General features: G+C 71.9%; 9 protein-coding genes. 5 read left to right on the forward strand and 4 right to left on the reverse strand.

The features are described from left to right. Positions 1–39: 39 nt before the first annotated feature. The gene (locus tag ACPYOM_RS17035) at positions 40–939 is read right to left on the reverse strand and encodes an SIS domain-containing protein (RefSeq protein WP_481342916.1); all 900 of its coding nucleotides are present in this window, start codon (positions 937–939) and stop codon (positions 40–42) included. A gap of 131 nt (positions 940–1,070) precedes the next feature. On the opposite strand from ACPYOM_RS17035, the gene ACPYOM_RS17040 reads away from it, so the two are divergent. The 4 genes from ACPYOM_RS17040 (at position 1,071) to ACPYOM_RS17055 (ending at position 5,241) form a co-directional block, all read left to right on the forward strand. After that, positions 1,071–1,874 carry a DeoR/GlpR family DNA-binding transcription regulator gene (locus ACPYOM_RS17040; RefSeq protein ID WP_481342917.1) on the forward strand — a complete coding sequence of 268 codons (804 nt, stop codon included), beginning with the start codon at positions 1,071–1,073 and terminating at the stop codon, positions 1,872–1,874. A 171-nt stretch (positions 1,875–2,045) separates the two neighbouring features. Further along, positions 2,046–3,308 (forward strand): extracellular solute-binding protein, encoded by a 1,263-nt coding sequence (locus ACPYOM_RS17045; protein WP_481346873.1) that lies wholly within the window; start codon positions 2,046–2,048, stop codon positions 3,306–3,308. 14 nt (positions 3,309–3,322) lie between these two features. Next, positions 3,323–4,342: a carbohydrate ABC transporter permease gene (locus ACPYOM_RS17050; protein ID WP_481346874.1), complete on the forward strand. Its 1,020-nt coding sequence runs from the start codon at positions 3,323–3,325 to the stop codon at positions 4,340–4,342. After that, the gene (locus ACPYOM_RS17055; protein ID WP_481346876.1) at positions 4,339–5,241 is read left to right on the forward strand and encodes a carbohydrate ABC transporter permease; all 903 of its coding nucleotides are present in this window, start codon (positions 4,339–4,341) and stop codon (positions 5,239–5,241) included. Before ACPYOM_RS17050 ends, ACPYOM_RS17055 begins: the two co-directional genes overlap by 4 nt. A 40-nt stretch (positions 5,242–5,281) precedes the next feature. Here ACPYOM_RS17055 and ACPYOM_RS17060 read toward each other — a convergent pair whose 3' ends face one another. The 3 genes from ACPYOM_RS17060 to ACPYOM_RS17070 form a co-directional block, all read right to left on the reverse strand. Continuing rightward, positions 5,282–6,691, reverse strand: coding sequence for a hypothetical protein (locus ACPYOM_RS17060; protein ID WP_481346877.1), 1,410 nt, complete (start codon positions 6,689–6,691; stop codon positions 5,282–5,284). Between the two features lie 450 nt (positions 6,692–7,141). Then, positions 7,142–8,689, reverse strand: coding sequence for a hypothetical protein (locus ACPYOM_RS17065; RefSeq protein WP_481346878.1), 1,548 nt, complete (start codon positions 8,687–8,689; stop codon positions 7,142–7,144). Between the two features lie 205 nt (positions 8,690–8,894). Further along, the gene (locus ACPYOM_RS17070) at positions 8,895–10,421 is read right to left on the reverse strand and encodes a hypothetical protein (protein WP_481346879.1); all 1,527 of its coding nucleotides are present in this window, start codon (positions 10,419–10,421) and stop codon (positions 8,895–8,897) included. A 134-nt stretch (positions 10,422–10,555) separates the two neighbouring features. On the opposite strand from ACPYOM_RS17070, the gene ACPYOM_RS17075 reads away from it, so the two are divergent. Then, complete coding sequence (locus tag ACPYOM_RS17075; RefSeq protein ID WP_481346880.1) at positions 10,556–11,713, forward strand: DNA glycosylase AlkZ-like family protein; 1,158 nt, start codon at positions 10,556–10,558, stop codon at positions 11,711–11,713. The last annotated feature ends 128 nt before the right edge of the window (positions 11,714–11,841 follow it).

Below are 11,841 nucleotides of genomic sequence, written 5' to 3' on the forward strand. Positions count from 1 at the left end.
TCCGTCGTCGGCAGCGTCAGATGTGTATAAGAGACAGGGTCAGGAGAGGACGATGCTGCGGGTGAGGTTCCGCGGTGCGTCGGGGTCGAGGCCGGCGGCGTCGGCCTTGGCCAGGCACAGGCGGTGCAGGCGGACGAGGTCGGCGAGTGCGTCGACGTCGCGGTGCTCGAAGTGGGCCCCCGTGCCGCGGACCTCCTCGGCCAGGCCGGCGGGCACGTCACCGAAGGCCCACACGGCGCGCCCGGGGGCGGCGATGCTGACCGGACCGTGGCGGTACTCCATGGCCGGGTAGGACTCGGACCAGAACTGGGCCGACTCGCGCAGCTTGAGGGCAGCCTCGTTGGCGATCCCGTTGGTCCAGCCACGGCCGAGGAAGGTCACCTGCTCGGTGAGCGCGAGGGCGCCCACGGCGTCGGCGGCGTCCTCGGCGAGCACGGCACGGGCTTGGGCGATGGCCTCGCCGAGGTTCTCCCCCAGCGAGGCGCGCAACAGGGCGAGGGTCGTCGTCGCGAACCGCGTCTGCACGACCGACTGCTCGTCGACGTCGTCGAGCAGGATCGTCGCCTCGGAGCGGTCGGCCACCGGCGTCTCGGGGGTCGCCACGATCGACACGTGCGGCGTGCCCTCGGCGCGCAGCGCCTCGATCACCTCCACGACCTCCGTCGTCGTGCCGGAGCGGCTGATGATGACGACGCGGTCGTAGCCGCGGGACAGGCGGTGCTCGGAGGCCGCGTACGCGTCGGTCGGGCCCTGGCCCAGCTCCTCGCGGCGGGCGGCGAAGGCCTGGCCCATGAACCACGACGTGCCGCAGCCGATGGTGGCGACGCGTTCGCCGGGCTGCGGCAGGTGGTGGGCCACCGCGTCGAGGCGGGAGACGACGCGGGCCCAGTCGTCGGGCTGGGTGGCGATCTCGCGGGCGAGGTGCGTGGTCTGCGGCATGGGCGCTCCGTCGGGTCGGGCGAGCCGCGCACCGAGCACGCGGCCACATCTGATTGTGTCTGCTCGAAACGAAGCGTAATCGCGCAAAGATGGTCATGTCCATTGCACGATCTGCGCGGTATCGTCAGCGCGTGACCGAAGAGAACGACCTCGCCCGCAACCGTGCCAGCCGTTGGTCGATCATGCTCGACCGTCTTGCCACGGCCGGTCGCCTGGGCGTCGGCGAGGCCGCCGAGCTGCTCGGGGTCAGCGAGGCGACGATCCGCCGCGACTTCTCCGAGCTGGCCAAGCGCCAGCTCGTCGCGCGCAACCACGGCGGCGTCGTCGCGACGAGCGTCGCCTACGAGCTGCCGTACCGCTACCGGAGCACCCGCGCCGACGACGACCGCGCCCGCGTCGCCGAGGCCGCGGCCGCGCTCGTCGGGGCCGGCCAGGTCGTCGGCCTCAACGGTGGTACGACGACGACGGCCACCGCCCGAGCGATCACGGCCCGCGACGACCTCGTCGACGCCGACGGTGAGGTCACCATCGTGACCAACGCGCTCAACATCGCGTCCGAGGCGGTGCTGCGCCCGCACGTGCAGTGCGTCTCGCTCGGCGGCGTCGCGCGTCCGGAGTCCTACGAAGTGACCGGACCGCTCGCCCAGCTCGTCCTCGGCCAGCTGTGGCTCGACGTCGCCATCGTCGGGGTCAACGGCCTGTCCGCGCGCGAGGGCGCGACGTGCCGGCACGAGGAGGAGGCGGCGATCGTGCGCGCGATGATCGAGCGCAGCAAGCGCGTCATCTGCGTCGCCACGGGCGACAAGCTCGGGGTGCGCACCTTCGCCTCGATCTGTCCTGCCGAGCGCATCGACCACCTCGTCACTACCGTGGGCGCTGACCGGGCGGAGGTCGACGCACTCCGCGAGGCGGGCGTCGACGTCCACGAGGTCTAGGCGCAGGCATCTCCCTGGGATGCTCGATTGTGATCGAATGATTGCGCATGTAGTCAGTTTCGCTCTTGCCAACTGCACACTTGCGCGCCTAAATTGTTCGACACCTCGAGGAGAGGGTGGCCGGGTGGTCCGACATCGGACCCCGTGACCCGGCCCGGACCAAGGAGAGACATGAGCTCGACGAAGAAGACTGTGGTCGTCGCGGGTCTGGCCATCGCAGGCCTCGCCCTCGGCGCGTGCGGCGGGGGCACCGGCGCCGGCTCGGCCGGCGGCGGCACCGGGGGCAGTGGCGGTGGGCAGGAGACCAAGACGATCAAGCTCGTCGCGGCGGAGTACTCCAAGGACCACACGAAGGCCTTCTGGGACGCCTTCGCCAAGACGTACAAGGAGAAGACGGGCTACACGCTCGAGGTCCAGGTCGTCAGCTGGGACAACATCGACCAGCAGTCCTCGACGATGATCCAGAACAACCAGGCCCCCGACATCCTCAACCTCAACGCGTACGCCAGCTACGCCAAGGACGGCCTGCTCTACAGCTCCGACGAGGTCCTGCCGGCCGCCACCAAGAGCGACATCCTCGACACGTTCGTCAAGTACGGCACGTACGACGGCAAGTTCTACGGCTTCCCCGACCTCAGCAGCGCCCGCGCGTTCTTCTACAACAAGACGCTCTTCAAGCAGGCCGGCATCAACGAGCCGCCGAAGACGTGGGACGAGCTCGAGGCCGACGCCAAGAAGATCGCCGCCACCGGCAACGTCGGGTACGCGCTGCCGCTCGGTCCCGAGGAGGCCCAGGGCGAGTTCTCGATGTGGCTGTTCAACAACGGCGGGGACTGGAAGACCGACGGCAAGTGGACGATCAACTCGGACAAGAACGTCCAGACGCTGACGTTCCTCAAGAAGCTCGCCGACGAGAAGGTCACCCAGAACAACCCGGCCCGCACCAACCGCGCCGACGCGTTCGACCTCTTCAAGTCCGGCAAGGCCGGCATGGTCATCGGCTTCAGCCCGCTCGCGGCCGACCTCGACAAGGACGCCAAGGTCGACTACGGCGTGGCGCCGTTCCCGACCAACGACGGCTCGGAGAGCAAGACCTTCGGCGTCACGGACTACCTCATGGCGTTCAAGAAGCCGGGCAACCAGAACGCCGTCAAGGCCTTCTACGAGCTGTACTACCAGCCCGACCAGGTCAACACCTTCATCAAGGCCGAGGGGTTCCTGCCCGTCACGAAGAGCGGCGTGCAGCAGTTCTCCGGTGACGAGAAGCTCAAGGTCTACCTCGACACCCTGCCCAACGCCCGCCTGACGCCGACCGACGACCCGACGTGGGACAAGGTCAAGCTCGCCGTCCAGCAGAACCTCGGCAAGGCGATGAGCGGCGACCCGAAGGCCGTCCTCGACGACCTGCAGAAGACCGCCGAAAACGGCGGCTGAGGGGCGCGCCTCGCATGACCTCCCCCACCACGTCGACGCCGGACCCCGCCCTGTCGGCGGGGTCCGGCGCCGGCTCCCCCTCCGCGCCGGCCGCGTCCGGGGGTGCGGACGCGGCCCGCCGCCGGCGTCGTCCCCGCGCCGGCCGCATCGGCCAGGTCCACCCCCTCGTCGCGCTGCTCTGGCTGCTGCCGGCGCTCGTGCTCATCCTCGGCGTCGTGCTCTACCCGGCGATCAAGCTCTTCCAGGCCTCGCAGGGCGAGTACTCGATCACCGGCCTGCGCAAGGGCGACGCCGGGTGGAACAACTACGCCAAGGTGCTCCAGCACGCCGACCTCGGCACGGTGCTGACCAACACCGTCATCTGGGTCGTGTCGGTCGTCGCGGTGACCATCGTGCTGAGCCTGGCCCTCGCGCAGTTCCTCGTGAAGCAGTTCCCGGGCCGACGCTTCGTGCGCTGGGCGATCATCATCCCGTGGGCGGCCTCGCTCATCATCACGAGCCAGCTGTTCGTCCTGCTCTACGACTACAACTACGGGATCATCAACCACGTCCTGCTCTCGCTGCACCTCATCGGACAGCCGATCGACTTCCTCGGCGACGACAGCTGGACGATGTTCTCGATGGTCGTCGTCGGCGTCTTCGTGTCGATGCCGTTCACCATTTTCGTCTTCATCGCCGGACTCGGCGCGGTGCCCGACGACGTGCTCGAGGCGGCGACGGTCGACGGGGCCAGCCCGTGGCAGCGGTACTGGAACATCACCCTGCCGCTGCTGCGCCCGGCGCTGATGATCGCGACGGTGCTCAACGTCATCTACGTGTTCAACAGCTTCCCCATCATCTACACGCTCAACGACCGCAACCCGGGCTACCTCCACGACACGACGATCACGTTCATGTACAAGCTGGCCTTCAAGAGCCAGGAGAAGGACGTGGGCATGTCGGCCGCGGCGGGCATCTTCAACGTCCTGCTCATCCTCGTCGTCGTGGCCGTGTACCTGAAGATCATCAACTGGCGAGAGGAGACGAGCCGATGACGGCCACCACCGTGCCCGCGGCTCCTGTCGCGGGAACCCCGGCGTCGCAAGGCGGTTCGCAGCCCACCCCGCGGGATCCCAAGCGCCGCAAGCGCGCCGGCATGGCGGTCGGGGGCGCGCTCGTCGCCCTCGTCTTCCTCGCGCCGTACCTCGTCATGGTGCTGGACTCGCTGCGCACGAGCACCGACGTCAAGAGCACGCCGCCGTCGTTCCTGCCTCGGGTGTGGCAGTGGGACACCTACGCCCAGGTGCTCGGGGACGACCGGTTCCTCAACTGGCTCAAGACCTCGCTCATTGTCGCGAGCGGCTCGACGGTCATCGTCATCCTCGTGGCGATCCCGGCGGCGTTCATGACGGCCCGGCACCGGTTCCCCGGCCGTGGGGCGTTCCTGCTGCTCGTCCTCGTGACGCAGATGTTCGCGCCCACTTCGCTCGTCGTCGGCCTCTACCGGCAGTTCTTCGAGCTCAACATGATCAACACGTACGGGGCGCTCATCATCACGAACGCCGCGTTCAACCTCGCCTTCGCGATCTGGATCCTGCACGGCTTCTTCGCCTCGATCCCGCTCGAGGTCGAGGAGGCCGCCGCGCTCGACGGCGCGAACCGGTGGGCGGTGCTGCGCCGCGTCATGCTGCCGCTGACGCTGCCCGGGCTCGTCACGGCGACGATCTTCACGTTCATCGCCGCGTGGAACGAGTACGTCGTCGCGCTGACCCTGATGATCGACGACGACCGCAAGCCGCTGACGGTCGGCATGCGGGCTTACATCACCGGCTACGAGCAGCACTGGGACCAGCTGTTCGCCGCGTCGGTCATAGCCGTGGTGCCCGTCGTCATCCTCTTCGCGGTCATCGAGAAGCACCTCGTCGGCGGCCTGACGGCGGGCAGCGTCAAGTAGCCGGCACGTCGTCGAACGGACGTCGTCGGCCCGGTCCCGCTCAGATCCAGCCGGGCGGGACCGGCACGACGACGCCGACGACGTCGGGAAGGCTCCCGACGCGTCCGAGGTCGACGACGGGGCCCTGCGACGCCCGGGCCCCGATCTCGCGGCACTCGACCGGCGTGCACCACGCCGGGAGGCGGCCGTCCTGGGCCTGGCGCACCGCCATCCGCAGCGTGCCGGCCATGATCGCGCCCGCGCGGGTCGAGTGCTGCGACGGGTCCTGGTAGACGACGACCGTCGGGCGCGTGCCGTCGGTCCGGACGCGGGTCGCGGTGTCGGCGATGGCGGCGTACTGCGCGCGGGTGGCCTGGTGCTCCCCGACGTCGGTGCGCCACGCCTGCACCCCGCCCACGGCGAGGACGGCGAGCGCCGCGGTGGCGACGCGGTCGACGGGCAACCAGCGTCCCCGGGGCAGCCCGACGTGGAGGACCCGCCGACCGTCGAGCAGCAGGGCCACGGGCAGCAGCGCGACGAGCCACGTCCACAGCTGGCCCCGGGCCTCGGTGACGATGCCGGTCAGGAGCGTCTGGGCGGCGTCCATCGTCGCGACGACGGCCAGCCCGACGAGCAGACGCGCCAGCCGTGGCCGGACGGCCGGGTCGCGCCAGCCGAGCACGACGGCGACGGTGCCGGCGGCGGCGGCCCACCACTGCGGCGCCCAGAGCGCGACGGTCGCCTCCGCCCAGCGCGACGCGTTGATGTGGAGCGCCTGCAGCGAGGTGAGCGGGTCGGGGTGGCGCCACGCGGCGACCTGGAGCCCGAAGTGGCCGAACGCGAACCAGTTGAGCGTGTACACGACCCCCACCGCGAGGGCGAAGGCCGCGACCCAGCCGGCGAGGAGCGCGAGGACGCCGCGCCACGGCGCCTGGCGCAGCAGCACGACGGCCAGCAGGAGGAGCACGGCCCCGACCGGTGGGTACGACAGCACGGCCGCGACCTCCACGAGGAGCAGCCACGCGCCGAGCCCGACGCGAGAGCGGGCCGCCCACGGCAGCGTCCAGGCACCGGCCGCCGCGACGAGGACGGACGGCGTCAGCGTGCCCGGCCAGTAGACCAGCTGCGTCCAGACGGCCGAGGCGAAGACGGCCAGCCCGAGGAGCGCGTCGACGACGGGCGTGGGCCGGATGCCCGCCCGGTGCAGGATGCGCCAGAGGCCGGCGACGAGGACCGCGTAGCCGGCGACGTAGGTGAGCGACGCCGTGGTGGGCGTGCCGTACTGGCCGACGAGGTGCCACCAGACGGTGTTGAGCCAGCGCCCCTCGGTGAGCTCATGGGCCGAGGCCGAGGGGACGCCCGTCGTGCCGGCGGGGACGAGGAAGGGCCAGTCGTCCTTGCGGATGAACGGGGTGACCGCCTGGCTGAGGCCCTCGGTCAGGACGAGCGCGACGCTGACGACCGCGGGCACGAGGAGGGCGCGGGGGACGCGCCGGCCCCGACGAACGGCGGTCGGGGGACTCGCGAGGGCTCTGTCGGCTCGCTGCGCTGCAGGGGGCTCCGGGACCTCCGGCGCCTCCGGGACGTCAGGGACTTCGGGGGCTGCGGCGGCCGCAGGGGCCTCGGGTGTCGCGTCCGGGGCAAAGGTCTGGGAGGTCATCGTCGGGTACGTCCGTCGGGGGCAGTGGGGCGCGGGCGGTCGCGCCCGTGACCTCTCGACGATAGGCGCGGACGGTGGCCACGGACGGGGTCTCCGGCGAACCCGCAGGGACTTCGCAGCAGCCTCCCCGCGGACGCCGTCACCCCGTGAGTCGTCTGTGGCGTCGCTGACGAGCGGCTGTGGGCGCGCTGGGTGCCCTGCTGCGACAAAGGGGGTGAATCGCCTTGCGACCGTAGTCGCTTCCCCCGGACCGTCGGTGCTTCACAGCCAGCCGGGCGGCGTCGGCACGACGACACCGACGACGTCGGTGGGCTGCCCGAAGTCGTCGACGAGGCGGACGACCGATCCGGGTGCGTATCCGACGAGGTCGGCGCACTCGGGACCACTGCACCACCGTGGCAGGAGGCCGCCCTGGTCCTGGCGCACCGCCATGAACATGGTGCTGGCCATGAGCCGCCCGTCGCGGGAGTCCTTGACGTCCGGGTCCTGGTAGACGACCACCGTCGGCGCCACGGCCCCGGGCTCGTGGTGGGTGGCCCGCTCGGCGATGGCGGCGTACTGCTGGCGCGTCGCCTGGTGCGCGCCGATGTCCCCGCGCCACGCGAGCACGCCGGCGACGGCGAGGAACGCGAGCAGGACGGTCGCCACGAGCTCGAGGGGCCGGACACGTGGGACACGTCGGACGCGTCGGTCCGGTCTGTCGTCTCGGGCTCGGTCGCCGCGGGGTCCTTCCCCTCGGGTTCGGTCGCGACCGGGTCGGTCCCGGCCGGCGAGCAGAAGGGCGACGGGCAGCACCGCGACCAGCCACGTCCACAGCTGGCCGCGCGCCTCGGTGACGGTGCCGGTCGCGAGCGTCTGTGCGGCGTCGATGCCCGACGCGACCGCGAAGGGGATGAGGAGGCGCTGCAGGCGCGGCCGGATGCGGGCGTCGCGCCAGCCGACGACGCCGGCGACGAGGCCCACGAGCGCGACCCACCACTGGGCGGACCAGAGAGCACCGGCGGCGTCCAGCCAGCGTCGCGTGTTCTCGCCGAAGGCGTCGAGCGAGGTCAGCGGGTTGGGCTTTCGCCAGGCGGCGAGCTCGAGGCCGAAGTGCTGGTTGACGACCCAGTTGAGCGTGTACGCGACGGCGATGCCCAGGGCGAACGACCCCACCCATGCACAGGCCACCGCGAGGACGCGGTGCCAGGCCGCGGCGCGCAGGAGCACGACGGCGAGGACGAGGAGGACGACTCCGATCGGCGGGTAGGTGAGGACGGCCGCGACCTCGCTCAGGACGAGCCAGAGCCCGAGGCGGAGGCGGGAGGTCGCTGCCCCGGGCAGCAGCCAGACCGACGCGGCGCCGACGATGACCGACGGTGTCAGTGCCCCGGGCCAGTAGAGCAGCTGCACCCAGACGACCGAGGCGAACAGGGTGAGGCCGAGGAGCATGTCGACCACGGGGCGGGGCCGCACGCCGGAGAGGTGGAGCACCCGCCAGGCGCCCGCGACGAAGAGGGCGTACCCGACGGCGTAGGTGAGCGCCGCGGTCGTGGGCGTGCCGTGCTGGCCGACGAGCCACCACCACCCGGTGTTGAGCCAGCGGCCCTCGCTGATGTTGTAGTAGGACGGCGGGACGGCACCGGGCGAGTGGTCCGGCAGCAGGAAGGTCCAGTCGTCCTGGCGGATGAACGGGGTGACCGCCTGGGCCACACCCCGCGTGAGCAGGAACGCGACGGCGATCGTCACCGGGACGAGGGCGCGACGCCTCGGTGGCCGGCTCAGGACGCGCCCCCGCCTGACGGCGGGGGCGAGGGTCTGCGTCGTCATGGTCGGGCCGCTCCCGGGAGTCCGGTTGCCACGGGGGTCGGTCCCGTGACCTGCCACCTCACGTACCCAGAGTCCGCCGGAACCACCTGCTTGCGCCCACGAGGACCGGTTCAGGCCGCCCGGCAGGAGGCGCAGCAAGCGGACCTGACGAGCGGACGGAGGCGTGGTGTCCTGGCGCTGCTGGGCGCGCTCGTGCCGTGGACGCTCACAGCCACGCGGGTGGCGTCGGCACGACGACGCCGACGACGCCGACGACGGCGGGCGCACCGTCGGACCCCGGGAGGGGGACGACCGACCCGGGTGGCTGCGTGGCGAGCCGCGTGCACTCGTCGCCGCGGCACGGCCGGGGCATGATCCCCTGCTCGACGCGCAGCGCCATCGTGAAGGTGCTGAGGGTGAGCCGGCCGTTGCGGGAGTCGGCGACGACCGGGTCCTGGTAGAGCACGACCGTCGCCGGGCCCTCCTGCTCCTGCTCGGCGGTCTGTTCGGCGGCCTGTTCGGCGACGGCCGAGAAGGTCATCCGGGTGGCCTGGTGCTCACCGATGTCGGCGCGCCAGGCGAGCACGCCGCAGACGGCGAGGATGGCGAGCAACAGGGTCGCGACGTGGTCGGTGAGCCGGCCGGCGGCGGCCGTGGTGCCAGTGATGGCAGGGGTGGCAGCGGCATGTGTCGCCGGCCGAGGCGTGACGAGCAGGAGAGCGACAGGCAGCACCCCGAACAGCCACGTCCACAGCTGGCCGCGCCCCTCCGTGACGACGCCGGTGCCGATCGTCTGCGCGGCGTCGATGCCGACCGCGACGGCGAAGGCGACGAGCAGGCGCTGGAGGCGTCTGCGCACGGCAACCTCGCGCCAGCCGACGGCGATGGCGGCGAGGCCGACGAGGGCGACCCACCACTGGGCGGACCAGAGCAGCCCGAGCGTCCCGATCCAGCGACCGGTGTTGTCGAGGAGGGCATCGACGGAGGTGAGCGGGTTCTCGTGGCGCCATGCGGCCAGACGCAGGCCGAAGTGCTGGTTGACCACCCAGTTGAGCGTGTAGGTGGTGAGGACGCCAACACCGAACGACGCGATCCACGCCCCGACGACGCCGAGCACTCGGCCCCACGGGGCGTCGCGCTGGACGAGGACGGCGAACACGAGCAGCAGGACGCCGATCGGCGGGTAGGTGAGGACGGCGGCGATGCCGCTGAGCAGGAGCCAGAGGCCGAGCCGGCGGCGTGAGCGGGCGGCCCACGGCAGCAGCCACAACCCGCCGGCCCCGACGATGATCGAGGGCGTCAGGGCGCCCGGCCAGTAGAGCAGCTGCACCCAGACGCTCGACGCGAACAGGGCGAGGCCGAGCAGCGCGTCGACGGCGAGGCCGGGGCGGACTCCGGTGAGGTGCAGCAGCCGCCACATGCCGGCGACGACGACCGCGTAGCCGATGGCATAGGTGAGCGCTGCGGTCGTGGGGGTGCCATGCTGGCCGACGAGCCACCACCACGCGGTGTTGAGCCAGCGACCCTCGCTGATGTTGTAGTACGACGGCGGGACGACGTCCGTGGTGTTGTCGGGGAGCAGGAACGTCCAGTCGTCCTGGCGGATGAACGGCGTGACCGCCTGCGCGATGCCCCGGGTCAGCAGGAACGCGACCGCCACGGTCACCGGCACGAGCACGCGACGACGCGAGGCGGTGGTGCGGATGCGGGACGGCCAGCCGGTGTCGGTCGGAGCGATGGTCTGCGTCGTCATCCTGTCGGCCCGCCCATGCACGCGAGGATCCCACGAACCGCGCCGGGACACGGACGCGGCGCCGCCACCCGGGACGCGGAAGGTGACGCGTCCAGCGGGCGTCTTCCGTCCGGAACCGGTGCGACGATGCGGACATGGGCACCGCGGCAGAGGCGAGGGTGACGTGGGCGCAGGCGCTGGGGTGGCGGCTGGAGCGGCACCTGCTGGACCCGGTCGGACCCGCGTCGGCGGCTGACGTCGTGCGCCGGCTCGGCGCGGTGCTGTCGATGGACGAGGCGCTCGCCGACGTCGCCGTCGGCACCCGCAGCACCAGGGCGCGTCCGGGCGACCTGGCGAAGGCCGTGGCGGAGGGGTCGGTGATCAAGGCGTTCGCGTTCCGCGGGTCGATGCACTACCTCTCGACCGAGGAGGGCGGCATCTACCTCGCGCTCCGGTCGGCCGGGCGGCAGTGGGAGCTGCCGAGCTGGGTGGAGTACTACCGGCTCGAGCCGTCGGACTGGCCGGCCTTCCGGGCGGCGGTGCGGGAGGCGCTGAGCGACGGCCCGCTGACCATCGCCGAGCTCGGGGCGGCGCTGACCCGACGCCCCGCGTACCGGCACCTGAAGGAGGTTTTCGAGGAGGGTGCCGGCACGCTGGTCAAGCCGCTGACCTGGCAGGGCGACATGAGCTTCGGCCCACCCCGCGACGGACAGCACACCTTCCAGCGCCTCGACACCAACCCTCGGTGGGGAGGCCTGCCGGACCTCGACGACGCAGGCCCACGCGCGGTCATCGCATACCTGCAGACGTACGGCCCGGCGACCCTCGACCACGTCCACTACTGGCTCGGCAACGGCCTGAGTGCGGGCCGCAGGCGGCTCGACCGGTGGATCGCAGGTCTCGGCGACCGGCTGGTCCCCGTCGACGTCGAGGGCACGCCCGCGTACGTCGTGCGCGAGGACCTCGGCTCGTTGGCAGCCGCGCGGCCTTCGGAGGCGGTGCGGTTCCTGCCGGGCCATGACCAGTGGGTGATGGGTCCCGGCACCGGGGACGTCCGGGTCACGCCGCCGCATCTGCGGGACGCCATGACGCGCAAGGCGAACCCCGTGGTCGTCGGTGGTGTCGTGAGCGGGACGTGGAGCCGCAAGGGCGACGCGCTCGTCGTCACCTGGCCCGGCGAGCGGCGGCCGTCCCGGGCGCGTCTCGAGCAGGGGGCCGCCCGGCTTGCCGGCGTCCTCGGCACGGACCTGGAGGTGAGGGTCGTCGCGTCGCCCGCTCCCGACGCGCCCGTCCCGCGCGGCCGGATGCGGTGACGACCGGGCCCGTCGGACCGTGGGTTGCAGGTTGCCGGGGGTCCGCGCATCGTGGAGGACACACCGTTGCCCAGCCCAGGAGACGACCCATGAGCGCCACCCCGAACGACCCCGACGTCGAGCAGACC

Source organism: Monashia sp. HAY1-2A (genome assembly GCF_056755315.1).

Excerpts from the sequence above, each read along its gene's own strand:
- ACPYOM_RS17035 (WP_481342916.1), bottom strand. The coding sequence starts at position 939 with ATGCCGCAGACCACGCACCTCGCCCGCGAGATCGCCACCCAGCCCGAC.
- ACPYOM_RS17055 (WP_481346876.1), top strand. The coding sequence starts at position 4,339 with ATGACGGCCACCACCGTGCCCGCGGCTCCTGTCGCGGGAACCCCGGCG.
- ACPYOM_RS17050 (WP_481346874.1), top strand. The coding sequence starts at position 3,323 with ATGACCTCCCCCACCACGTCGACGCCGGACCCCGCCCTGTCGGCGGGG.
- ACPYOM_RS17075 (WP_481346880.1), top strand. The coding sequence starts at position 10,556 with ATGGGCACCGCGGCAGAGGCGAGGGTGACGTGGGCGCAGGCGCTGGGG.
- ACPYOM_RS17070 (WP_481346879.1), bottom strand. The coding sequence starts at position 10,421 with ATGACGACGCAGACCATCGCTCCGACCGACACCGGCTGGCCGTCCCGC.
- ACPYOM_RS17045 (WP_481346873.1), top strand. The coding sequence starts at position 2,046 with ATGAGCTCGACGAAGAAGACTGTGGTCGTCGCGGGTCTGGCCATCGCA.
- ACPYOM_RS17065 (WP_481346878.1), bottom strand. The coding sequence starts at position 8,689 with ATGACGACGCAGACCCTCGCCCCCGCCGTCAGGCGGGGGCGCGTCCTG.